The sequence below is a fragment of the Xanthomonas sp. Leaf148 genome, assembly GCF_001423585.1.
Lineage (GTDB): Bacteria > Pseudomonadota > Gammaproteobacteria > Xanthomonadales > Xanthomonadaceae > Xanthomonas.
In genome coordinates this window covers 281,978-305,422 of the sequence record NZ_LMOP01000010.1, presented here as the reverse complement: position 1 = coordinate 305,422, position 23,445 = coordinate 281,978, and the positions used below count along the sequence as shown (strand labels likewise).

21 protein-coding genes and 1 other RNA gene are annotated in these 23,445 nt (G+C 64.4%); 12 read left to right on the top strand and 10 right to left on the bottom strand.

The genetic code is table 11. The features are described 5' to 3' along the window. Positions 1 to 71: 71 nt before the first annotated feature. Both ASF90_RS15495 and ASF90_RS15490 read right to left on the bottom strand, forming a co-directional pair. Complete coding sequence (locus tag ASF90_RS15495; RefSeq protein ID WP_055852061.1) at positions 72 to 1,097, bottom strand: N-acetylornithine carbamoyltransferase; 1,026 nt, start codon at positions 1,095 to 1,097, stop codon at positions 72 to 74. A gap of 309 nt (positions 1,098 to 1,406) precedes the next feature. Next, a complete protein-coding gene (locus ASF90_RS15490; RefSeq protein WP_055852058.1) occupies positions 1,407 to 1,898 on the bottom strand; it encodes a hypothetical protein in 492 nt (163 codons plus the stop codon). Between the two features lie 177 nt (positions 1,899 to 2,075). On the opposite strand from ASF90_RS15490, the gene cysS reads away from it, so the two are divergent. The 3 genes from cysS to ASF90_RS15475 all read left to right on the top strand — a co-directional run bounded on the left by cysS (position 2,076) and on the right by ASF90_RS15475 (position 5,406). Continuing rightward, entirely contained in the window at positions 2,076 to 3,491 is a 1,416-nt protein-coding gene (cysS, locus tag ASF90_RS15485) for a cysteine--tRNA ligase (RefSeq protein ID WP_055852055.1), read from the top strand. A 230-nt stretch (positions 3,492 to 3,721) separates the two neighbouring features. Further along, positions 3,722 to 4,159, top strand: a complete 438-nt coding sequence (locus tag ASF90_RS15480; RefSeq protein WP_055852053.1) for a SufE family protein — start codon at positions 3,722 to 3,724, stop codon at positions 4,157 to 4,159. After that, positions 4,156 to 5,406 carry an MFS transporter gene (locus ASF90_RS15475; RefSeq protein ID WP_055852050.1) on the top strand — a complete coding sequence of 417 codons (1,251 nt, stop codon included), beginning with the start codon at positions 4,156 to 4,158 and terminating at the stop codon, positions 5,404 to 5,406. The genes ASF90_RS15480 and ASF90_RS15475 overlap by 4 nt, the downstream gene beginning before the upstream one ends. Before the next feature lie 509 nt (positions 5,407 to 5,915). Here the strand turns inward: ASF90_RS15475 and dksA are convergent. Beyond that, positions 5,916 to 6,941, bottom strand: coding sequence for an RNA polymerase-binding protein DksA (gene dksA, locus ASF90_RS22595; RefSeq protein ID WP_082473571.1), 1,026 nt, complete (start codon positions 6,939 to 6,941; stop codon positions 5,916 to 5,918). Between the two features lie 84 nt (positions 6,942 to 7,025). Between dksA and yidD the strand changes: the two genes are divergently transcribed. From yidD to eutC, 6 genes are all read left to right on the top strand, one after another. Then, on the top strand, positions 7,026 to 7,325 hold the full coding sequence (gene yidD, locus ASF90_RS22590) for a membrane protein insertion efficiency factor YidD (protein WP_082473570.1): 300 nt from the start codon (positions 7,026 to 7,028) through the stop codon (positions 7,323 to 7,325). Next, complete coding sequence (locus ASF90_RS15455) at positions 7,322 to 8,671, top strand: dihydroorotase (protein WP_055852038.1); 1,350 nt, start codon at positions 7,322 to 7,324, stop codon at positions 8,669 to 8,671. Before yidD ends, ASF90_RS15455 begins: the two co-directional genes overlap by 4 nt. Further along, on the top strand, positions 8,671 to 9,510 hold the full coding sequence (locus ASF90_RS15450) for a M23 family metallopeptidase (RefSeq protein WP_055852036.1): 840 nt from the start codon (positions 8,671 to 8,673) through the stop codon (positions 9,508 to 9,510). The genes ASF90_RS15455 and ASF90_RS15450 overlap by 1 nt, the downstream gene beginning before the upstream one ends. 1,016 nt (positions 9,511 to 10,526) lie before the next feature. After that, positions 10,527 to 11,891, top strand: a complete 1,365-nt coding sequence (gene eat, locus ASF90_RS15445; protein ID WP_055852033.1) for an ethanolamine permease — start codon at positions 10,527 to 10,529, stop codon at positions 11,889 to 11,891. Continuing rightward, positions 11,888 to 13,300 carry an ethanolamine ammonia-lyase subunit EutB gene (locus tag ASF90_RS15440; RefSeq protein ID WP_055852029.1) on the top strand — a complete coding sequence of 471 codons (1,413 nt, stop codon included), beginning with the start codon at positions 11,888 to 11,890 and terminating at the stop codon, positions 13,298 to 13,300. The genes eat and ASF90_RS15440 overlap by 4 nt, the downstream gene beginning before the upstream one ends. Then, a complete protein-coding gene (eutC, locus tag ASF90_RS15435) occupies positions 13,297 to 14,118 on the top strand; it encodes an ethanolamine ammonia-lyase subunit EutC (RefSeq protein ID WP_055852026.1) in 822 nt (273 codons plus the stop codon). The genes ASF90_RS15440 and eutC overlap by 4 nt, the downstream gene beginning before the upstream one ends. Here the strand turns inward: eutC and ASF90_RS22585 are convergent. The 3 genes from ASF90_RS22585 to ASF90_RS15425 all read right to left on the bottom strand — a co-directional run bounded on the left by ASF90_RS22585 (position 14,013) and on the right by ASF90_RS15425 (position 15,901). Further along, on the bottom strand, positions 14,013 to 14,621 hold the full coding sequence (locus tag ASF90_RS22585; protein WP_082473569.1) for a nuclear transport factor 2 family protein: 609 nt from the start codon (positions 14,619 to 14,621) through the stop codon (positions 14,013 to 14,015). The genes eutC and ASF90_RS22585 overlap by 106 nt on opposite strands. Before the next feature lie 216 nt (positions 14,622 to 14,837). Further along, the gene (locus ASF90_RS15430) at positions 14,838 to 15,128 is read right to left on the bottom strand and encodes a hypothetical protein (RefSeq protein ID WP_055852024.1); all 291 of its coding nucleotides are present in this window, start codon (positions 15,126 to 15,128) and stop codon (positions 14,838 to 14,840) included. 269 nt (positions 15,129 to 15,397) lie between these two features. Next, entirely contained in the window at positions 15,398 to 15,901 is a 504-nt protein-coding gene (locus ASF90_RS15425; RefSeq protein WP_193552451.1) for a pyridoxamine 5'-phosphate oxidase family protein, read from the bottom strand. A 190-nt stretch (positions 15,902 to 16,091) separates the two neighbouring features. On the opposite strand from ASF90_RS15425, the gene ASF90_RS22580 reads away from it, so the two are divergent. The 3 genes from ASF90_RS22580 (at position 16,092) to ASF90_RS15415 (ending at position 19,671) form a co-directional block, all read left to right on the top strand. Beyond that, a non-coding RNA gene (locus ASF90_RS22580) (sX9 sRNA) lies at positions 16,092 to 16,167 on the top strand. A gap of 265 nt (positions 16,168 to 16,432) precedes the next feature. Beyond that, positions 16,433 to 17,614 (top strand): putative acyl-CoA thioester hydrolase, encoded by a 1,182-nt coding sequence (locus ASF90_RS15420; RefSeq protein WP_055852017.1) that lies wholly within the window; start codon positions 16,433 to 16,435, stop codon positions 17,612 to 17,614. Positions 17,615 to 18,000: 386 nt separating this feature from the next. Then, complete coding sequence (locus ASF90_RS15415) at positions 18,001 to 19,671, top strand: glycoside hydrolase family 28 protein (protein WP_055852014.1); 1,671 nt, start codon at positions 18,001 to 18,003, stop codon at positions 19,669 to 19,671. A gap of 176 nt (positions 19,672 to 19,847) precedes the next feature. Here ASF90_RS15415 and ASF90_RS15410 read toward each other — a convergent pair whose 3' ends face one another. The 4 genes from ASF90_RS15410 to ASF90_RS15395 all read right to left on the bottom strand — a co-directional run bounded on the left by ASF90_RS15410 (position 19,848) and on the right by ASF90_RS15395 (position 23,430). Continuing rightward, on the bottom strand, positions 19,848 to 20,537 hold the full coding sequence (locus ASF90_RS15410) for a hypothetical protein (RefSeq protein WP_055852011.1): 690 nt from the start codon (positions 20,535 to 20,537) through the stop codon (positions 19,848 to 19,850). Positions 20,538 to 20,565: 28 nt separating this feature from the next. Continuing rightward, a complete protein-coding gene (locus ASF90_RS15405) occupies positions 20,566 to 21,231 on the bottom strand; it encodes a phosphoglycolate phosphatase (protein WP_115560267.1) in 666 nt (221 codons plus the stop codon). 112 nt (positions 21,232 to 21,343) lie between these two features. After that, positions 21,344 to 22,063, bottom strand: coding sequence for a bifunctional 2-polyprenyl-6-hydroxyphenol methylase/3-demethylubiquinol 3-O-methyltransferase UbiG (ubiG, locus tag ASF90_RS15400; RefSeq protein ID WP_055852321.1), 720 nt, complete (start codon positions 22,061 to 22,063; stop codon positions 21,344 to 21,346). Between the two features lie 29 nt (positions 22,064 to 22,092). After that, positions 22,093 to 23,430, bottom strand: coding sequence for a TRZ/ATZ family hydrolase (locus ASF90_RS15395; RefSeq protein ID WP_055852004.1), 1,338 nt, complete (start codon positions 23,428 to 23,430; stop codon positions 22,093 to 22,095). Positions 23,431 to 23,445: the final 15 nt, after the last annotated feature.

Below are 23,445 nucleotides of genomic sequence, written 5' to 3'. Positions count from 1 at the left end.
GGGGCTCTCTGTGGAAGTTGACTAAGTTGGGTCGGGAGCGGAGTTCGCCGTTGCGAATCCCCAATCCCCAATCACGAATTCCGGCTGCCCTGGCCTACCAGGGCAGCCATGATCGCCTTCTGCACATGCAGGCGGTTTTCCGCCTCGTCGATGGCGATGCAGTTGGGCGAATCCATCACCGCGTCGGTGGCCTTGACGTTGCGACGCAGCGGCAGGCAGTGCGAGAACACGCCGTTGTTGGTCAGCGCCATCTTGGCTTCGTCGACGATGAAGTGCTGGTACTGGTCGCGGATCGGCTTTTCCGGCTCCCAATTGCCGAAGAACGGCAGCGCGCCCCAGCTCTTGGCGTAGACGACATCGGCGCCGCTGTAGGCGCTTGCGATGTCGTGGCTCACCTGCAGCGAGCCGCCGCTTTCGGCCACGTTCTGCGCCGCCCAGTCCATGTAACGCTGATCCAGGATGTAATCCGGCGTCGGGCACAGCAGGGTGACGTCCATGCCCATGCGCGTAGCAATCGTCAACGCGGAATTGGCCACCGCGGTGTTGAGCGGCTTGGGGTGATAGGTCCAGGTCAGCACGTACTTTTTGCCGCGCAGATCCTGCGTGCCGAAGTGTTCCTGCAATGCCATCGCGTGCGCCAGCTCCTGGCACGGGTGAGTGATGGTCTCCATGTTGATCACCGGCACCGGCGAATACTTGGCGAAGCTCTTCAGCACCTGATCTTCGCGGTCCTTGGACCAGTCGACGAACTTGGGAAACGCGCGCACGCCGATCAGATCGACATAGCGGCCCAGCACGCGCGCCACTTCGGCAATGTGCTCCTCGGTGTCGCCGTCCATCACCGTGCCCAGGTTGAACTCGATCGGCCAGGCATCCTTGCCCGGCTGCAGCACCACTGCATGCCCGCCCAGCTGAAACGCACCCAGCTCGAAGCTGGTCCGCGTGCGCATGGACGGGTTGAAAAACACCAGCGCGATCGACTTGCCCTTCAGCTCGCTTCCCAGCTTGTTGCGTTTGAACAATGCGGCCTGGGTCAACAACGCGTCCAGTTCGGCGCGGCTCCAGTCCTGGGTGTTCAAGAAGTGCTTCAGTGACATCGATCGATCCTTTGCTGCGTGCTTCTGCTGCGTGGTCCGCCAGGAGCGACGGGGTGCGCGACATGCGCGTTTCTTGCGGTTGAAACTTTTGTGACGCCAGAACGAAAAAACCCAGCCGGTGGGCTGGGTTTTCAGAACGGACAGCAAAACGCCCCGGTTACCCAGCGAAAATGTGGGATTCCGGTCGGCGGGCACGCGAGGTCATGCCGGAGGCCATCCGGGCCGCGCTGGTGTCGTGCTGAAAGGGGATTGCTTGCATAGGGCGCGAATCCTCGCATGCATGCGGGTACGGCGCAACCGCCATGCCCCTCAGCGCGGCGGTGCGACGATGGCGTCGGGAATATAGGGGGTCACCGAGACCCGGATGCGCAGCCGGTTGCCCGGATCTTCCGGCAGCCGCGAGCGGTACTTGGTGCCCTTGTAGACGTAATCCACGTCGAAGGCGATCGGCCGCCGGAACTCGCGCGGCACTTCCACTACCCGGCAATTGCGGCGGGTACTGGTCGGCGGCACTGCAGCCGGGGCGGGCTCGGGCCTGCGCGTGAACATCTCCTTGACCGAATCCACCATGCGGTTGATGCGGCCCTCGTCTTCGACCGACGCAACCGCCACCGGTGCTGCCTGTTCGGCCTCGCACTGCTCTTCGATACGGGTGGCGCGCAGCGTCTGGTAGACCGGCTCGACATTGAGCACTTGCGCATAGTCCAGCTTGACGTTCTCGATCACCACGACCCGGTTCTTGGGGTCCGGCTCTGCCGCGTGCACCGAGACCGCCGGCCAGGCGAACACACACAGCAGCATGAAGAACAGAGAAGGTCGCATCAGTACCAGGAAGGCATAGCCGGGCAATACGTTAGTGTATGGAGCTTGTGATCTCCGGGGCTGAACGCAGCCCATCCGGTCGCCGGTGTCGGCATGCCGGTTCGCCATCCTGCCGCGAGGGGCTAGAATCGCGCGGTTACCCTTTTTCAGATGCCGATGAGCCTGCGCCTGCACAACAACTTGACGCGGCGGGTCGAACCGTTCGCGCCGCTCGATCCGTCCAGCCCCACCCTGTATGTGTGCGGCCCTACCGTCTACAACTACGCGCATATCGGTAACGCCCGCGGCCCGGTGGTGTTTGACGTGCTCGCCGCGCTGCTGCGGCGCCGCTTTGGGGCGCTGCGCTACGCGCGCAACATCACCGACGTGGACGACAAGATCAACGCCGCCGCACAGGCGCAGGGCGTCCCGATCTCCACCATCACCGACCGCTTCGCCGCGATCTATCGGCAGGACATGGCCGCGCTGGGTGTCGTGCCGCCGGACATCGAACCGGAAGCCACCGCGCATATCCCGCAGATCGTGACGATGATCGAGCAGTTGATCGCCAACGGCCATGCGTATGCCGCCGAAGGCCACGTGCTGTTTGCCGTGGCCAGTTTCGACGGCTACGGCAAGCTGTCGCGGCGTGACCCCGACGAAATGCTGGCCGGCGCGCGCGTGGACGTGGCGCCGTACAAGCGCGACCCCGGCGACTTCGTGCTGTGGAAGCCATCCACCGACGACCTGCCCGGCTGGGACTCGCCGTGGGGCCGCGGCCGCCCCGGCTGGCATATCGAATGCTCGGCCATGGCCGCCGCGCACCTGGGCCCGACCATCGACATCCATGCCGGTGGCGTGGACCTGCAGTTCCCGCATCACGAAAACGAAATCGCGCAGAGCGAGTGCGCGCATGGCGGCGCCACCTTCGCCCGCTTCTGGCTGCACAACGGCATGCTCAATTTCAGCGGCGCCAAGATGAGCAAGTCGCTGGGCAACGTCGAAACGGTGCACGATCTGATCGGCAAACATCCGCCGGAAGCGCTGCGTCTTGCGCTATTGAGCGCGCATTACCGGCAACCGCTGGATTGGTCGGATGCGTTGATCGACGATCAGGTCAAGCGGCTCGATGGCTTGTACGGGACCTTGCGAAGCCTGAAAGCGATCCGCGTGGAGCCAGCGATTCCAGAGCAGATAGAAGAGGCGCTCAACGACGATCTCAATACGCCGCTGGCACTGGCGGTGATGGCAAAGCTTGCCAAGGATGCGAACCGGGCGCTGCTGGAGTTTGCTCCGGCCGGCGGCCTAATCGACGGGCTTAGCCCAGAGAATCTTGCAGCATTGCAACGCGCCAAGGCCGAGCTGCTGGGTGCCGGAATGGCGCTGGGCTTGTTGCAGCAGGACCCGGCCGCCTGGTTCTCGCGCGGCACCGATGCCAGCGACGATGCACGCATCACCGCCCTGGTCGAAGAACGCAGCACGGCGAAGAAGGCCAAGGATTTTGCCCGTGCCGACGCCATCCGCAAGCAACTCGCCGACGAAGGCATCGTGCTGGAAGACACCCCGCAAGGCGTGCGCTGGAAGCGCAGCTGACCGCTTGCCTGCGTCCGTCAGATTTCTTCTCCCGCGCGCGGGAGAAGGTGCCCCGAAGGGGCGGATGAGGGTGCAGGCCAAGCCGCGTGTACCGCTTTTTTGAGGGCTGGACGAAGTCCGCATCGAATTCCAGCGAGGCTTCGCCCGTACCCTCACCCCAACCCCTCTTCCGAAGGGAGAGGGGCTTTGACCGAATGCCCCTAGATTTTGCGAACGATTCTGGAATTTTGATGACCACCACCCCCTTCCCGCTTGAACCCACTGCCGTCGAAGCGCAGGCCGCCATTGCCGACGAGTTTTCCTTCTTCAGCGACTGGTCCGAGCGCTACCAGTACCTGATCGATCTGGGCCGCAAATTGCCCACCTTCCCCGAGCAGTGGAAGACCGAAGAACACCGCCTGCACGGATGCCAGTCGATGGTGTGGATCGTGCCGGAAGGCAATGCCGAACGGCTGGACTTCCATGCCGTCAGCGATTCGGCCATCGTGTCCGGGCTGATCTATCTGGCGCTGCGCGTGTATTCCGGGCGTAGCGCGCAAGAAATTCTGGCCACCGAGCCGGACTACATCGCCGGCATTGGCCTGGCCAAGCACCTGTCGCCAACGCGTAGCAACGGCGTGGCCGCCATGCTGGCCTTCATTCGCGACACTGCACGCGCACAACAGTGAGCACGCCGACGCCCTCGCCCACCGACTCGCTGCGCACGCTGTTCGCCCATCCGGGCTTCGGCCTGGTGTTGCTGTACCGCGTCGCGGCAATGCTGTCGTACCAGATCGTGGCGGTCACGGTCGGTTGGCACATCTATGAGATCACGCGCAATCCGCTGTCGCTCGGGCTGATCGGCCTTGCGGAAATCCTGCCGTTCTTCTGCATTGCGCCGTTTGCCGGCTATCTGGTCGATCATCTGCCACGCAGGCGCCTGGGCATGGTCGCAGTCCTGGGGTTGGTCGCCACCGCGTTGCTGTTGATGGCGATCGCACAGGGCTGGCTGCCCATCCAAGGCGTGTGGCCGATCTATGCCGCCATCGCATTGACCGGCGCGGCGCGCTCGTTCCTGTCGCCGGTCTACAACGCCTTGTTCGCGCGTGCGTTGCCGCGCGAAGCGTTCGCACGCGGCGCCAGCATCGGCAGCGTCACCTTCCAGGCCGGCATGGTGATCGGCCCGGCACTGGGCGGCGTGCTGGTCGGCTGGGGCGGCAAGGGCCTGGCCTATGGCGTGGCCGCAGGCGTGGCATTGGTGGCGATCCTGGCCCTGGCGTTGTTGCGCGTCAGCGAGCCGGTCAACGCCGGCCCACGTGCACCGATCTTCCGCAGCATCGCCGAAGGGGCGCAGTTCGTGCTCTCCAACCAGATCATGCTGGGCGCGATGGCGCTGGACATGTTTTCGGTGCTGCTGGGCGGCGCGGTATCGATGTTGCCGGCCTTCATCCAGGAAATCCTGCATTACGGCCCCGAGGGACTGGGCATCCTGCGCGGTGCGCCGGCGCTGGGCTCGATCGTGGTCGGCGTGTGGCTGGCGCGGCACCCGCTGCAGCGCAATGCCGGCCGCATCCTGATGCTGTCGGTGGCCGGCTTCGGGCTGTGCACCATCGCCTTCGGCCTGTCGCGGCACTTCTGGCTGTCGGCGGCGATCCTGCTGGTCTACGGCATGTGCGACGGCGTGTCGGTGGTGGTGCGGCAAACCATTCTGCAGCTCGCTACACCGGACGCGATGCGTGGCCGGGTGTCGTCGATCAACGGCATCTTCATCGGCTCGTCCAACGAGCTGGGTGCGTTCTACGACGGCGTCATGGCACGGCTGGTCGGGCTGGTGCCGGCGGTCGTCATCGGCGGCTGCGTCACGCTGGGCGTGGTGGCAACCACGGCCTGGAAGGCGCCGCGGTTGCGCAAGCTGGACTTACGCGATCTGCAATAAGCGCAGCCGACAAGACGACTGCGCTCACTGCACCACGGGCGCAGTCGGTGCTCGGCGCGGTAGCTACAACGCGTGCATGTGGGTTCTGAGCGCGGCGGCAAAGTCCGCCTGATGACTCAGCGCTCTGCGTGTTGTCAGCCGCTTCAAGCCGAGTCTGGCGAGGCATCGGCTGTAAATGCTGCCGGTGTGTCGCTACGTGTTGTCCAGACGCTCCAGGCCAAGTCTGGCGAGGCATCGGCTGCAAATGCTGCCGGCATGCCCGCGACGTGTTGTCCAGCCGCTCCAGGCCAAGCCTGGTGAGGCGCTGGTTGCAGAGGCCGCCAGTGCCCTGCACCGCTTGCGCGTACTCGCGCGGCGACGGTCGATGCAACGGGACCCACCGAATCCGCCAGACACCGCGTCGCCTGGCGCACTGCAACGACGCGCCACGACAACGGCCCGCAGCAACCCACCGCCCACAAAAAAACCCCGCACACGGCGGGGTTTTTTATGCGGACGAAGAAAGACGATTAGTCGCCTTGCTGCTTCTGCAGATGCTCCCAACGCTCCTGGGCGTCGATGGTGCGCTCGGCAGTCAGACGCGCGTCCAGGCGGTCCAGTCCGATTTCTTCACCGGTGTCCACGCAGTAGCCGTAGTCGCCGTCTTCCAGACGCTTGAGCGTGCTGTCGATCTTGGAGATCAGCTTGCGTGCACGGTCGCGCGCGCGCAGTTCCAGCGAATTCTCGGTCTCGCGCGTGGCACGCTCGGCTTCATCGCCGATGTCGCGCACTTCTTCGCGCAGGTTTTCGATGGTCTGCTTGGATTCCTCCACCATCTCGTTGCGCCAGCTCTGCAGACGCTGACGGAAGTATTCCTGCTGCAGTTTGCTCATGTACTCCTCGTCCGCCGAAGGCTTGTAGCCCTGCGGGAGGATCGGTCGACCGGTGGTCTCGTCGTTCTTGTAGTCGACCACTTTGTACTTGGTCTTGGGCGTCGGGCTGGATGACTTGGCGGTCACGGCCACTGCCACCTTGCCGACCGGACGGGTCGCGGCGGGCTTGGCGGGGGCTTCGGTTTTGGTTGGCGTTTTTGCGGAAGATTTCGAAACGGGCACGGGATTCTTAAGTGACGGGGTCGCGGGCTTTGCCGGCTTCGCAGGGACGGCCTTGGGGGCCGGTGCGGGCGCGGGCTTCTCAGCCTTGACCGGGACTGACTTGGCCGGAACCGGCTTGGGGGCCGGCTTCGGTACGGACTTGGACGCCACCGGCTTGGCAGCCGGTTTGGCGGCAGCCGGAGCTGCCTTGCTCGCCGCCGGCTTGGCAGCGGTCTTGGCGACAGGTTTCACGGGCTTGGGCGCTGCGGCCTTGGAAGCCGGCGCCGGCTTGGCAGCGGCCTTGGTCGCAGGTGCCTTCTTGGCAACCGGTTGCGCAGGAGCCGGAGTCGCCTTCTTGGCGGCCGGTTTTGCAGCGGCAGGCGCCGCTGCCTTCTTCGCAGCGGGTTTGGCGGACTTCTTGGCGGCCTCTACGGCCTTTTTTGCAGGTTTTTTAGCAGCCACGAAACGCTCTTCCTTGGTTCCCCCGGGGCCCGGGAAAGCGGGCCTTTATAACGTACCCCGCTGACCCCCGGCAACCACCTATTAATGCAAGTGGCATATGATTGGCAAGTGATCGGACGCCTGCTCATCGCGCTGTTGCGCTTCTACAAGCTGTTCATCAGCCCGCTGCTCGGGCCGCGCTGCCGTTTTGCGCCCAGTTGCTCGGAGTATGCGATGACCGCCATCGGCCGCTTCGGCCCGCTACGCGGGAGTTGGCTGGCTGCGCGCCGGCTCGGCCGCTGTCATCCCTTCCATCCGGGCGGCTTCGATCCGGTGCCCGACGCATCCGCGTCCGCCGCCCCTCCCCCCTCTTCTTCCTGCAGTTGCAAAGGACCTCATCCATGAGCCGAACCGTCATCATCAACGCCCGCCTGGTCAACGAAGGCAAGGAGTTCGACGCCGATCTCCTGATCGAGGGCGGTCGCATCGCCAAGATCGACAGCAAGATCACGCCTGCCGCCGGCGACACCGTGGTGGACGCGGCCGGGCGCTGGGTGCTGCCGGGCATGATCGACGACCAGGTGCACTTCCGCGAGCCGGGCCTGACCCACAAGGGCGACATCGCCACCGAATCCGGCGCCGCCGTGGCCGGCGGGCTGACCAGCTTCATGGACATGCCCAACACCAACCCGCCCACGCTGGACGCGACCGCGCTGCAGTCCAAGTACGACGCTGCGGCCGGACGCGCCTGGGCCAACTACGGCTTCTACATGGGCGCCAGCAACGACAACCTGGCCGCGATCCAGTCGCTGGACCCCAAGACCGCGCCGGGCATCAAGGTGTTCATGGGCGCCTCTACCGGCAACATGCTGGTCGATAACCCCGAGACGTTGGACGCGATCTTCCGCGACGCGCCGACGCCGATCATCACCCATTGCGAAGACACCCCGACCATCGACGCGACGATGGCGCAGTACAAGGAAAAGTACGGCGATGCGCTGACCCCGGACATGCACCCGGACATCCGTTCGCGGCAGGCCTGCCTGAAGTCGTCGCAGCTGGCCGTGTCGCTGGCGCGCAAGCACAACACCCGTCTGCATGTGCTGCATATCTCCACCGCAGACGAGCTGGGGCTGTTCGAAGCCGGCCCGCTGGTGGACGCCGACGGCAAGCTGCGCAAGCGCATCACCGCCGAGACCTGCATCCACTTCTTGCGCTTCGACCGCAGCGATTACGCGCGGCTGGGCAACCTGATCAAGTGCAACCCCGCGATCAAGGACGCCGACGACCGCCTGGCCCTGATCGAAGCGCTGGCCGAAGACGTCATCGACGTGCTCGCCACCGACCACGCCCCGCATACCTGGGAAGAGAAGCAGAAACCCTATGCGCAGGCGCCGTCCGGGCTGCCGCTGGTGCAGTACGCGCTGGTCGCCGCGCTGGAGCTGGTGCATGAAGGCAAGCTGCCGATCACCCGTATCGTGCAGAAGTTCGCGCATGCACCGGCGCAGTTGTTTGATGTGGAAGAGCGCGGCTTTCTGCGCGAAGGCTACTTCGCCGATCTGGTGATGATCGACAACACCCCGTTCACCGTGAAGCGCGAGCAAGTGCTGTCCAAATGCGGCTGGTCGCCGTTCGAGGGCACCACGTTCCGCTCGCGCATTGCCGCGACCTGGGTCAACGGGCAGCAGGTGTGGGACGGCGAGCAGTTGGTCGGCAGTGCCGCTGGCCAGCGCCTGACCTTCGACCGCTGATGCGCGCAGCACTGGTTGGTGCATGGCTGGCGTTGGCGCCGGCCATGCTGAGTGCGGGCGCAGTGCAGGCGCAGGCCACAAGCGAAGCTGGCGTGGTGTTCCCGGCCAACGCCTCGCAAGGGGCGATGGTGATCGGCAAGGTGCCTGCCGGCAGCACCGTGCAATATGCGGGGCGCACCTTGCGCGTCAGTGGCTACGGCAGCGTGGTGTTCGGCATCGGCCGCGACGCGACCGGCCCGCTGCAGGTGCAAATCACCTTGCCCGATGGCACCCAGCGCACCAGCAGCATCGCGGTGACGCCGCGCGATTGGCCAACCGAGCGCGTCAACGGCGTGCCGCCCAAGACGGTGAACCCGCCTGCGGCCATTGCCGAGCGCATCAAGCGCGAGCAAGCGCAGGTCACCGCCGCGCGTGATCGCGACGATGCACGCACGGATTTTGCGCAGCCCTTTATCTGGCCAGTGCAGGGCCGTATCAGTGGGCGCTTTGGCAATGCGCGCGTGTACAACGGCCAGCCCGGCGCCGGTCACTCTGGCATGGACATCGCCGTGCCGACCGGTACGCCGGTGAAGGCCCCGGCTGCGGGCGTGGTCACGTTTGCCGCGCCGGATCTGTATCTGACCGGTGGCACGGTCCTGCTCGATCACGGCTTCGGCATCAGCTCAAACTTTCTGCATCTGTCGCGTATCGACGTCAAAGTGGGCGATCGCGTGGAACAGGGCCAGGTGATTGCAGCGGTGGGGGCGACGGGACGTGCGACCGGGCCGCATCTGCATTGGGGGATGAATTGGTTCGATGTGCGTATCGACCCATTGTTGGTGCTTGAGCGCGGGAAGTAGCTCTGCTGGCTGTTGGAACACTCGCGCGCAGCGGCGCGGTGGTCATGCTGGCAGCCAGATATCTCTGCGGAGCGGTTCGATGTGCGTATCGATCCACTACTGGTGCTTCAGCGCGGGAAGTAACTCCAGGTGGGCGGCTTTTCCCTTCTCCCATCGGGAGAAGGTGGCGCGCAGCGCCGGATGAGGGTGCGGCGGCGGGTGGTTAACTGCGTAACCGTACCCTCACCCCAACCCCTCTCCCGTGGGGAGAGGGGCTTTCACTTGCCGGCAGCGAAGCGGGCCCTCGACGAATCCACACAAGTGTTGATTGACCGAATGCGTGGGCTGTGGCGATGCCAGCATTTGCGCATCAAGCGCTCAACCCGTGCACGCTCACAGCCACTCGTGGACACCTCTCTTCTCCCTCCGGGAGAAGGTGGCGCGCAGCGCCGGATGAGGGTGCGGCGGCGGCTGGTTAACTGAGTAACCGTACCCTCACCCCAACCCCTCTCCCGAGGGGAGAGGGGCGTTCACTTGCCGGCAGCGAAGCGGACCCTCGGCGAGTCCACACAAGTGTTGATTGATCGAATGCGTGGGCCGTGGGCTGTGGCAATGCCAGCATTTGCGCATCAAGCGCTCAACCCGTGCGCACTCACAGCCACTCGTGGACACCTCCCTTCTCCCTCCGGGAGAAGGGGGCGCGTAGCGCCGGATGATGGTGCGGCGGCTGGTTAACTGAGTAACTGTACCCTCACCCCAACCCCTCTCCCGAGGGGAGAGGGGCGTTCAGCGATTGCAGCCGCACAGAGGCCTGTCGGCGATTCCACCCACTTGTCGATTGATCGAATTGGAACGCCACCACGTTCCGCCACACCTACCCGCTGCGCTTGTGTCCGTCGCCGGGCTTTGGGGTATAACCGGACGAACGTCGATCATCGCCGATGACAGCGGCGGATCGGCCAGCGACGGTCAGTCAGAGCTGGCGATCACGCCCTTGCAACCGACGTGCTTCGTCTCCCCTCCCCCGACTGCAGGAGATGTGCGACATGCGCAACGAGCAACTCAAGCCCACCCTCGGCACCTGGCAGCTGTGGGGCATTGCGGTGGGGCTGGTGATCTCCGGCGAATACTTCGGCTGGAGTTACGGCTGGGGCACCGCCGGCACGCTGGGATTTCTGGTTACCACCGTGCTGGTCGCGGTGATGTACACCTGTTTCATCTTCAGCTTTACCGAGCTGACCACGGCCATTCCAAACGCAGGCGGGCCATTCGCCTACAGCCTGCGCGCGTTCGGCACCTATGGCGGGATGCTGGCCGGCCTGGCCACGTTGATCGAATTCGTGTTCGCGCCACCGGCCATCGCGATGGCGATCGGTGCATATCTGAATGTGCAGTTCCCCACGCTGGACCCGCGCATCGCCGCCATCGGTGCGTATGTGATCTTCATGAGCTTGAACATTGTCGGCGTGGCGATTGCGGCTGCCTTCGAGCTGATCGTTACCTTGCTGGCAGTGATCGAACTGCTGGTCTTCATGGGCGTGGTAGCGCCGGGTTTCAGCGTGGCGCGCTTCGCCGCCAATGGCTGGGCCGGCAGCGACGTGTTCGGCCCGGCCGCCATCTCCGGCATCTTTGCGGCGATTCCGTTTGCGATCTGGTTTTTTCTGGCAATCGAAGGCGCAGCGATGGCGGCCGAGGAGGCCAAGGACCCCAAACGCACGATCCCGCGCGCCTACATCGCCGGCATTCTCACCTTGGTGGTGTTGGCGCTGGGCGTGATGGTGTTTGCCGGCGGCGTGGGCGACTGGCGCCAGCTATCCAACATCAACGACCCGCTACCGCAGGCGATGAAGGCCGTGGTCGGCAACAGTTCGACCTGGTTGCACATGCTGGTGTGGATCGGCTTGTTCGGGCTTGTGGCCAGCTTCCACGGCATTATCCTGGGCTATTCGCGGCAATTTTTCGCGTTGGCGCGTGCCGGCTTTTTACCGCACGGGCTGGCCAAGTTGTCGCGCTTTCGTACGCCGCACCGCGCGATTCTGGCCGGCGGCGCGATCGGCATTGCCGCAATCTGCAGCGACAGCGTGGTGAAGATTCAGGGCATGTCGCTGACGGCGGCAATGATCACCATGTCAGTGTTCGGCGCCATCGTGATGTATGTCATGAGCATGCTCAGTTTGTTCAAGCTGCGACGCACTGAACCTGGGCTGGAGCGCAGCTTCCGCGCACCCGGGTATCCGGTGGTGCCGGCGATTGCGCTGTTGCTCGCGTTGGTCTGTCTGGTGGCGATGGTGTGGTTCAACCCGATCGTGGCGTTGATCTTTGTCGGCCTGCTGATGTTTGGCGCGCTGTGTTGCGTGCTGAGCCTGCGCAGCCAGACGCCCACCGTGGCCAGCGGCAGATGAGCGGCTTTGCGTTTACGGCCGGCGGCGAGCGGTTCCAGTTTGCCGATCTCAAAACATTGCTGGCCAAGGCGACGCCGGCACGTTCGGGCGATCAACTGGCGGGGCTTGCGGCCGATTCCGAGCTGCAGCGCGTCGCGGCGCAGATGGCGCTGGCAGACCTGCCGTTGCGGCATTTCCTTGATGAAGCCGTGGTGCCGTATGAAACCGATGAAGTCACCCGGCTGATCGTCGACCAGCACGACGCGCATGCATTCGCTGCAGTGGCGCACCTCACCGTCGGCGGGTTTCGCGATTGGTTGCTGAGCGCGCAGGCCGATGAAGCCGCACTGGCCGCGCTGGCCCCCGGCCTGACCCCGGAAATGGTGGCCGCAGTGTCCAAGCTGATGCGGGTGCAGGACCTGATCCTGGTCGCGCAAAAGATCCGCGTCGTCACGCGCTTTCGCAATACCTTGGGGCTGCGTGGGCGGCTATCCACGCGCCTGCAACCCAATCATCCCACCGACGATGCCACCGGCATTGCCGCCAGCGTGCTCGACGGATTGTTGTACGGCAATGGCGATGCGGTGATCGGCATCAATCCGGCCAGCGATAGTCTGGCAGCCACCACCACGTTGTTGCGCATGCTTGATGCGGTGATCACCGGCTACCAGATCCCCACGCAGTCGTGCGTGCTGGCGCATATCACCACCACCATCGAGGCCATCAATCGCGGCGTGCCGGTGGACCTTGTGTTCCAGTCCATCGCAGGCACAGAGGCTGCGAATGCCAGCTTCGGCATCAACCTGGCGGTACTGCAGGAGGGCTACGAGGCGGGGCTGTCCTTGCGGCGCGGCAGCGTTGGCGACAACGTGATGTATTTCGAAACTGGCCAGGGCAGCGCGCTGTCGGCCAACGCACATCATGGCGTGGATCAACAGACCTGCGAAGTGCGCGCCTATGCGGTGGCACGACAGTTCAAGCCGCTGCTGGTGAACACGGTGGTCGGCTTCATCGGCCCGGAGTATCTCTACGACGGCAAGCAGATCATTCGTGCGGGGCTGGAGGATCATTTCTGCGGCAAATTGCTTGGCGTGCCGATGGGCTGCGATATCTGCTACACCAACCATGCCGAAGCCGACCAGGACGATATGGATATGTTGCTGACCCTGCTCGGTACCGCCGGCATCAACTTCATCATGGGGATTCCCGGCTCGGACGATGTGATGCTGAATTACCAGACAACCTCTTTCCACGATGCGCTGTATGCGCGTCAGGCACTTGGCCTGCGTGCGGCGCCCGAATTCGAGCGATGGCTGGACCAGCAAGGCATTCTGCGGCTACACGCCGATGGGCGGTTTGAACTGGGCAACGAGGTACCCGCAGCGTTTCGCCGTGCGCTGTCGCACTTCCCCACCGAGTCGCCGCAATGAGCAGCCCGACGACACCCCCGCACGATGCCTGGGCGCAACTGCGTCGGCTCACCCCTGCGCGCATCGCACTCGGGCGGGTCGGCACCAGTCTGCCCACTGCCGCGCACCTGGATTTCCAGCTCGCGCATGCACAGGCACGCGATGCGGTGCATCTGGCATTCGACCCGGCACCATTGCAGGCCACACTGGAACAACGTGGGCGCAGCAGCATTCTGTTGCACAGCGCTGCGGTGGACCGGCATGCCTATCTGCAACGCCCGGATCTGGGCCGCCGCCTGGCCGACGACGCTGCCACGCACCTGCGCGGGCTCACCGCTGTGCATGGCGGCGGGCATGATGTCGCCGTGGTGGTTGCCGACGGGCTCTCGGCGCTGGCCGTGCATCGGCACGCGGCGCACATGCTCGAACAGATCGATGCCCTGGCTGCACATGAAGCCTGGTCGCTGGCGCCGGTGGTGTTGGTTGCACAAGGGCGCGTCGCGATAGGCGACGAGGTCGGCGAACTGCTCAAGGCACGCGTGGTGATCGTCTTGATCGGCGAAAGGCCGGGGCTGAGTTCGCCCGACAGTCTCGGCCTGTATCTCACCTACACGCCACGCGTCGGCTTGACCGATGCCGCACGCAATTGCATCTCCAACATCCGTGCCGAAGGACTGAGTTACGCAGAAGCCACGCACAAGCTGGCATATCTGTTGCGCGAAGCGTTCCGCCGTCAGTTGTCCGGTGTGCAACTCAAGGACGAAGCGGAGCAACCGGCGTTGCCGTCGGCGGGGCCTGCCGATGCGGTGCCGCGCACGTTCCTGTTGCCGGATGCATGACGCTCTGGCCGATGGATCGGAGATGGGTCGTCAACAAGGCGACTCACCCATGACAAGTACTTGCTAGCCCGCTTGCCGCCGCCTGCAAGATGCAATACGCGATCATTGCAGGCCGGTCGATGCGATAGCGCGGCTGGCGCCTGCAATGCGCTATTTTTCGCGCAGCGCCCGCTCACTGACGACGCCGTTAACGCCAGGCTTTCATCGATCAGCGCGCGTCGCAGTCGCGATATCTGATCGGCACAAGGTCCGTTGCGCAAAGAATCGACCACGGCAGCCCGCGAGGTCGTGAGTCCGGTCTTGTCGTGATAGAACTCGATGTCTGCGGTGACCAGCTCGCCGATGCGACGCATGTCGCAGGCGTTGTACGCGTCCCAGAACAGCGTGTCGGCGTTTCGAACCTCGCGTTCGTCGTCCGCGCCAGATGCAGCTGGCGCATCGAATGCGACCGCATCGAACGCAACAAGAAACGACAAGACAATGGCCAGACCTGCGAGTTTCATGTCGGATCCAGAGACGGTGAAGTCCGACGGTAAACGTTAGCCGAGCTCTCGCCGCCCCCCCCCCGGAAGTCACCATGCCGACCGGTCGCTCGCTTGGCCGAACAGTGCGCGAGGCGGTTCACAGTTCGCGATGCAGCATGCGTTACGTAAAGCACGTCGCCTGGCAAGCGCAAGGCCGCAAGCGCGCGATAACGCAATCATGGATCTACAGGAGGTCTACCTCAGCGCACCATCCTGCGGATTGCTTGCAGCATACGTGCTGGTCTGCAGCTCGCTGTCATGCACATGACGCAGCGCATTGCGCACATCCTCTGGCAACCGATCCACATCCAATAACACCTTGCCAGAATGCACATCGCGCACCACCGACACCGGCAGGACGAAATCGCCGCCGTTCTCGATATTGATCACCAGCTCGGCGCCATCGTTGCGGATATCGCGCACCGCGCCAACACCAACTTCGCCGTCGCGCAGGAATACCATCTGGCCGATCTCGATCTGCTGCATGTCACTCTCCTCATGAAGCACCGGCGCAAGCGCGCTGTGCCGTGGTGGTTGATCATCGCGCTGCTCGGTGTTCTGCCGTGGTGAAGCGCAGATCAGTGCGGCGCATGCAGCACGGCTGGCAGGCGCGCGGGCCGCCCCTACCCAAGCGTTCCACCCCGACAAGACCGTGCGAGCGAAATCCCAACGCTGTCGTCGCGTACCGATGCGCAATCGTGGTGATGCAATCGGCACACACACGCGGCATTGACGGCCGCGTGTGTGTGCAACCGTCAACGCAGCGGAACGTCCGCTACCTTGTCCTGGTAATCCTTCTTCGGGTCGACGCCGAACAGCACCTTGATGCCGGCGAGCAGACTGGAGCCGTTGAGCCAGATCTGCGCGTGATCGGGGTCCAGACGCAGCAGCGCCAGCTTCGGATCGTCCTTGCCGCCTTCGTACCACGCTGCGACGTACGGGTTCCACAACCGCTCGATCACTGCCGGGTCGGTGTCCTCGCGCAGCGATCCGCTGATGCTGGCGAATAGATCATGGCCCTTGCTGCTGAAGGCGCCGATGACGCGACGGCCCTGCCCCAGCATTGCGATCAAGGCATTGTCCTTGGACGTGAAAAACCAGATCGGACCACCGCTGTCGCCCTCGATCTGCGCGGTCATCGGACGCGCATGGCCGTCTTCGACGCCATCCAGGCCCAGCATCACGGTGCGGTCGGACTTCAACGCCTTCCAGAATTTTTCCTGCAGTTCTTTGGGATCTGCCATTTCGATTCCTGACATACGCGCTTTTACGCGGGCCGTTGAGTCTGGAAGGCCGCACGCCCACGGCATGTGAGGACGCACAGGCAACGCATCGGTGTAAGGCAGCTGCATCGAGACAGCGGCCAAGCGCGGCTGACAACGCGATTAGGAGCGGCTAACAACATGACTGCGCAGCCACCAGACGGGCGCTAGCGGCGCAAGGTACGGCAGGGACGTCGCCTGCACGCCGTTTCCTTCGCGCCGCCCGCATCCATCTGACGGCTGCTCGCTACGTTGTGAGAGCCGCTCTAGTGGTGCGCGTTGCGACCTGCAGCTGGTGTAAAGCGTGACCACAGCGCACATCCTGCACATTGCCTGGCGCCGCCGGCGCCAACAAGCGACCCCGGCAGTACCATCGCTCTGCACCGCAGGCGGCACCGACGTGAACTCCAACCCGACCACGACGCCTGCTCCATCGCAGGCAACCGCGCTCGACGACTCACGCAGCGCACACCATCTGCGGCGCCCCCACGTGTCTGTATGCGTCCCTTCCCAAAAGAGCGCCACACCATGTCCGTCTCGCACATCCGCACGACCTGCATCGCCGCTGCACTATTGAGTCTTGTCAGCGTTGATGCGGCAGCACTCACCGGCACCGCTTCACGTCCGCAGCTCACCAGCAGCGAAGCAAGCACTTATACGATCGCCAAAGCGCTGGCCAAGGCCGGGCCGATCACTGCATTGGTCACCGACAACTGGAATCCCACTGCCGGCGTGGCTTTGCTCAGCGCGGACTATGCGGTGGCCGCGGATGGCTCCACGCGCTACCGCACCGTGCAGTCGGCGATCGATGCGGCAGTGACCGCAGGCGGCACCACGCGTCGCTACATCAGCATCAAGGCGGGCACCTACACCGAACTGGTCTGCGTGCCGACCAATGCGCCGCCGTTGACCCTGTTCGGGCTGGGTGCGGCCAAGGCCGACACCATCATCCGCTTCAACAATGCCAACCCCACGCCCAAGCCCACCGGGACGGCGAGCCATGCGTGTGCCAGCAATGCCTCGGCCGCCACGGTGGGAACGTCCAACAGCGCCACGCTGACGGTACGCGCGGCCGACTTCCAGGCACGCCATCTGCGTGTGGACAACAATTACGTCGAAGGCACCTACGCGGACAACAACCAGGCGGCTGTCGCGCTGGCAGTGCGCGGCGACAAGGCGAGCTTCGAAGATGTGCTGGTGACCGGCAACCAGGACACCTTGCTGATCAGTGCGACAAATGCAGCCAATGTCATTCGTGCGTATTTCAAGAACAGCACCATCGATGGCGATGTGGATTTCATCTTCGGCTCCGGCGTCGGCGTGTTCGACACTGCCAACATCCGCTCCACCGGCGCGCGCCTGGGAACCAGCCGAGGCGGCTATATCTTTGCACCCAGCACGCGTCCCGGCAGCGCGTACGGCTTTCTTGCCATCAACAGCACCTTTGTCAGCCTGTCCGGTTCGCCCGACAACCAGACCTATCTGGGCCGCGCCTGGGACGAAGGCATCAGCAATCTGGGCGCTTACGTCAACGGCACCTCGCCCAATGGTCAGGTGACGGTGCGCAACTCCACGCTGGGCAGCCATATCCGCAAGACCACGCCCTGGAATGCCTCCACCGCAAGCCGCCCTTATTGCAGCAGCAGCTGCACCAATTCGGCAAACCGCTTTTACGAGCACGGCAATAGCGGTGCGGGCGCCGCCGACTGAGCGTTAGCCAGGACAGCTGCGCCGCTCTCCAGCAGCCTCGCAGCAAAACCTGCGTTTAGCACTGCACTCGTCGCCTGTTGGCAACCCGCGTGATGCGGCCTGCCAGCAGGCGATGTTGTTTGGCACGTCTCCGCTCCACTGATGGCGGCGCATTGCTGGATGAGGCAATGCGTTGGTTGGCTTCGGGGATGCGGTGCCGAGTTCGCCCCTCCGACGTCGGCAGCCGGCACGAGTCGCCACGCTTACGGCTCCCCTAAGCGATCGACGTGGCGACATCGATACCCGCACTGCATGCACTGTGCCTCCCCGCATGGTCATCCAGTTGTTATGCAACGTATCGATGCCGCGCGCAGATTGCACCGCCGCGCCCCATCGGAGCACTCCCCATGCAATCCACCTTTCCCTTTCCAGCCATCGCGCCGCTCACACTCGCCTTGTTCGGCATGACGGCCTTCCAGGCCGACGCGGCGCGACCGCATGGGCAGGATGTGCCAGACACCGCGCACAGCATCTCCACCCGGTGGGGCGTGGTCCAGCAGCCGAGCTTGCCGACGCAGAGTTGCGCCACGCTCAAGGCCGCGCTGGTGCCGGTGGCCGGTTCGCTGGACACGCTGGATTCCGATCCCGCCCACTCCAAGCGCGATACCGCACGCCTGCAGGCGGCCATCGACGATTGCCCTGCCGGCAGCGCGGTGCATCTGGTCCCCGGCGATGCCGGCGAGTCCGGCCTGCTCAGTGGGCCGCTGACCATCAAGAGCGGGGTCACGCTATGGATCGACCGCGGCGTCACCTTGTTCGGCTCGCGCAATCCGCAGGACTACGACAACGGCCTGGGCACCTGCGGCACCGCCACCAGCGACAAGGCCAAGTCGTGCAATCCGCTGATCCACATCTCCGATGCGGCCAAGAGCGCCATCGTCGGTGCGGGCAAGATCGACGGCCGCGGCGGCAGCACGCTCACGGCCGGGCCCAATGCCGGCAAGGCCAGCTGGTGGGATCTTGCGTACCTCAACGTCACCAAGGGCTTGAGTCAGCACGTGCCGCGTCTGTTGCAGATCGACAACAGCACCGACGTCACCTTGTACGACATTACCCTGGAAAACTCGCCCAATTTCCATGTCATCAGCGACAACGTGGTGGGCCTGACCGCGTGGGGCATCAAGATCCTGGCACCCAGTCTGGTCTATTCGCGCCCTGGCTACCAATGCCCGGCCGGCAGCACCCCGGACGTCAATCCGCACGCTACCTGCTTCACGCCGGAAACCGCCAAGAACACCGACGGGTTCGACCCCGGTCAGTCGAAGAATGTGCTGCTGGCGTACTCCTACATCGGCACCGGCGACGACGGCGTGGCGATCAAGGCGCATGCCAACAGCAAGCGCAGCATCGCCTCGGAAAACATGCTGTTCGCCTATAACCAGTTCTACTACACCCACGGGTTCTCGCTCGGCAGCGAAACCGATTCGGGCATGCGCCATATCGCCGTGCGCGGGTTGAGCATCGACGGCTTCAACGCCAACGATGTACAGCGCGATCCGTATTCGGCTAATGGCCTGCGCATTAAGTCCGATGCCTCCCGTGGCGGGCAGGTCTACGACATCAGTTTCGAAAACATCTGCATGCGCGGGGTTGCGCGCCCGTTGGTGTTCGATGCCAATTACGCCAATGCGGCGACGCGCGACAAGATCCCGCAGTTCAACGGCATTTCGCTCAGTAACGTGCATTCGCTGGGTTCGACCACATTGGGCGGCGGCGAACTGAGTTTCTACGGATACCGCGATGCCAGCACCACCCGGCCGATCACCATCTCGTTGGACAATGTCGTGCTGGAAGGTGGCAAGGTCAGCTTCGCGCAGCCGCATTTCGGTGGGCCTGCGAGTAATCCGGGCGCGACGCACTTCACTTTCAAGGGCGGCCCGGTGAGCTTTTACGATCAACTGACGGAATCGGTGCCCAACGATGTGCAGCTGCAAGGCAAACCCGGCCCGGGCGCGCCACTGCAATGCAATGACGCCTTCATTGCCTATCACTCGGTGCTGCCGGATTCGCCGATCTGAGTCGAATGTTCTGAGCTACAGCACAGCAGTCACACACTGATGCATCGCTTGCTGCGATCAACCGATCGCAGCAAGTCATCGGCTCAAAGCCAACAATGCAACTGGCACGCATCTGGCCAGCCGGCGGCGCACCAGTGCGCTTGCACGATACGGCCATCCGGCCGACTCAGTTACGCTCAGTCAGCGCCGCTGGCCCCGCGCCAGCTATGCCACAACTGCTGCACCGGCGGTGGATAGGCCGCCTTGCCGCCCAGCTCGCGCTGCAAGCGCAACCGCGCCAGGCGCGACCACACCCGATGCGGCCGTGCCAAGGCCGGCTTGCGTGGCCATGCGTGCAACAGCTGCGTGCGCCAGGCCACCGTGGTGACACCGCCAGGCGCGGCGCTATCGCCGGCCACGCGTTGCCGCGCATCCAGCCATTGCACCGACACCGCAGTGGCATCGCTTGGCACCGTGCGCGTAAACAGCACGGCTTCCACAGCGACCACTGCCTCGGCAAAAGCCCGTAACTGGTCCAGCGCCTGCTGCAGCGATGCCGGCTGTGCGCGCACGACCTGCATGGTCGGCAAGGTCTCGGCCAACTGCGCCCACGGCGCGCGCACCGGCTCCAGCACGCGTCCCAACGGATGCCGCGAGCGTTGACTGGACCAATCGCGCAACTCCTGCTGCCACCACGCCAGCTTGGCGTCGGCCGGCAACGGGTCGCCGGGGATATTCATGATGTCCTCCCATTCCTGCAGCAAGGCGAACCAAGCCGCGGTCAGGTGGCGCTGCGCTACGGGAACGAACGGCTCGGCAACCGACCACTCCGGCCAGCGGGTTCGCCACTTATCGAGAAAACTGTCGAGAGCGCTGGATTGGCTCATGGCGGGTCCAGAAATAAGTTCAAAAGAATCAGGTCTGCGGCCACGTGGCCGGATTCCACAGCAGCTGCGGCTGGTCCACCAGCACATCGGCCTGCCAGCGCGCCGGCACATCGTCATGCAGGCGATAGCCCCACAACACCGCCACCGACGGCATGTTGGCCGCGCGTGCCGCGAGAATGTCGCGCTCGTCGTCGCCGACGTAGACGCACTGCGCAGGCGCAACGCCGATGCGTTCGGCGGCGGTCAGCAACGGCAGCGGATGCGGCTTGCGCTCGGGCAAGGTATCGCCTCCGATCAACACGGCACAGCGCTGTTGCCAACCCAGTTGCGGCAGGATCAAGCGTGCAAGAGATTCGGGCTTGTTGGTGACCACGCCCCAGATGCAGCCGGCCGCTTCCAGACGCGACAGCAGCGCTTCGACACCATCGAACAGCTGCGACTGGGTCCCGATCAAGCCTTCGTAGCGACGCAGGAACTCCGGCACCAAGGCGGTGCGCGCAGCGTCATCGAGCTCGGCAAAGGCCACACCCACCATCGCACGCGCGCCTTTCGACACCACCGGCCGCAGCTGCTCCAACGCAATCGGCGCACGCTCGCGTGCCGCAAGCATTGCGTTGACCGTGGCCAGCATATCCGGCGCACTGTCCAGCAAGGTGCCATCCAGATCGAACAACGCCGCACGCGGAAAACTCACGCGCCCACCAACCGCGACCAACGACAAGCAGAAAGGCAGGAATCGAAAGACATCAAGATCGCAGTTAGCTGCCCTTCCCAATCCCGAATCCCGACTCCCCAATTCCCGCCCGTCACGGCCTCACCGCATACGCCAGATAATTGACCTCGGTGCGCGAGGACAGCCGCGCACGATTGCGCCACGGCTCGTACAGCATGCCGCTGACGTCTTGCAGCTGCAGTTCGGCGCTGCGCAACCACGCCGCAAGTTCCGATGGCTTGATGAAGTCCTTGTAGTGGTGCGTGCCCTTGGGCAGCAGCCGTGCGATGTATTCGGCACCGACCACCGCCAGCGCGAATGCGGCCGGCGTGCGATTGAGCGTGGACAGGAACAGCTTGCCGCCCGGCTTGAGCAGGCTGGCGCAGGCGCGGATGATCGCGGTCGGGTCCGGCACGTGTTCGAGCATTTCCATGCAGGTCACCGCATCGAAACTGCCCGGCTGCTCGGCTGCCAGGTCTTCCACCGACTGCACGCGGTAATCCACCTGCACGCCCGATTCCAGGCTGTGCAGCCGGGCGACTTTCACCAGCTCCGGTGCCAGATCGATTGCGGTGACCTGCGCGCCCAGGCGCGCCATCGACTCGCTGAGCAAGCCGCCACCGCAGCCGACATCCAGCACCCGTGCGCCGGCCAATTCCTGGCGTGCGGACACGTACGCAAGACGCACCGGGTTGAGCGCATGCAGCGGCTTCTGCGGGCCGTCGGCGTCCCACCAGCGGTTGGCCAGCGCGGCGAATTTGTCTAGCTCGGACTGATGAAAATTGCTGGAGGTGGATTGGGTCGTGGGATTCATGCGGAACTCCGGGATGCAATGACGCGCGATCAGGCGCGGACGGTGCGGATGCGTTCGCGCCATTGCCGCGCATTGGCGACCAGGGCAGCGGTATCCATGTCGATCAACTCGCGCTGCACCAGCTTGGGCTTGCCGGCGATCCACACATCGGTGACCTGATGACGGCCGGCGGCGTAGATCAATTGCGACAGCACATGATGCAGCGGCTGGGTCTCCAATGCAGACAGATCCACGCAGACCAGATCGGCCTGTTTGCCGATTTCGATCGAGCCAATCTTGTCGCCGAAGCCCAACGCACGCGCGCCGCCCAACGTGGCCGCGCGCAAGGTGGTGGCCGCATCCAGCGCGGTGGCATCGTTGGCCACGGCCTTGGCCAGGATCGCGGCAGTGCGGTTTTCGCTGAACATATCCAGATCGTTGTTGCTGGCGCAGCCGTCGGTGCCGATGGCCAGATTCACCCCTGCGCGTTGCAGCGCGCAAGCCGGGCAGAAACCCGAGGCCAGCTTGAGGTTGGACTCGGGGCAATGCACCACGCTGACGCCGCGCTCGGCGCACAGATGGATTTCTGCATCGGTGAGCTGGGTCATGTGCACGGCGATCAGGCGGTCGTTGACCAGGCCCAACCGATCCAGCCGTGCCAGCGGGCGCTGGCCGTATTGTTTGACCGAATCGGCCACTTCCTGCACAGTTTCATGCGTGTGCAGATGCACCGGCATGTCCAGCTGATCGGCGAGCATGCGCACGCGCTCGAAGTTGGCGTCATTCACCGTATACGGCGCATGCGGTGCGAACGCAGTGCCGATCAACGGATCGTCGCGCCACTGGTCGTGCAGCTCGCCGGCCCGCGCGAAGTATTCGTCGTCCGACGATGCCCACGCAGTGGGGAAATCGATGATCACCGCACCGACCAGCGCACGGAAACCGTGTTGCTTGTAGACCGCCGCCTGCACATCGGCAAAGAAGTAGTTTTCGTTGACGCAGGTGGTACCGCCGCGCAGCATCTCGGCGATGGCGAGCGTGGTGCCGTCGGCCACGAACTCAGGCCCGATCACCGCCGCTTCCACCGGCCAGATGTGCTGCTGCAGCCACACCATCAGTGGCAGATCGTCGGCAATGCCGCGCAGCAGGGTCATCGGGTTATGCGTATGCGCATTGACCAGACCCGGCATCAGCGCCGCCTCCGGGCGCGAGACGGTTTGCTTCGGCGCAAACCGGGCGCGTGCTTCGGCAGTCGGCAGGATCGCCACGATGACGCCGTTGCTGACCGCCACCGCGTGGTCTTCGAGCACCACCGCATGCGGTTCGATCGGCACCACGTAACCGGCTTCGATCAACAGGTCGCACGCTTCGGGAGGAGCATTGGTCATGAGCGTATCCATAAA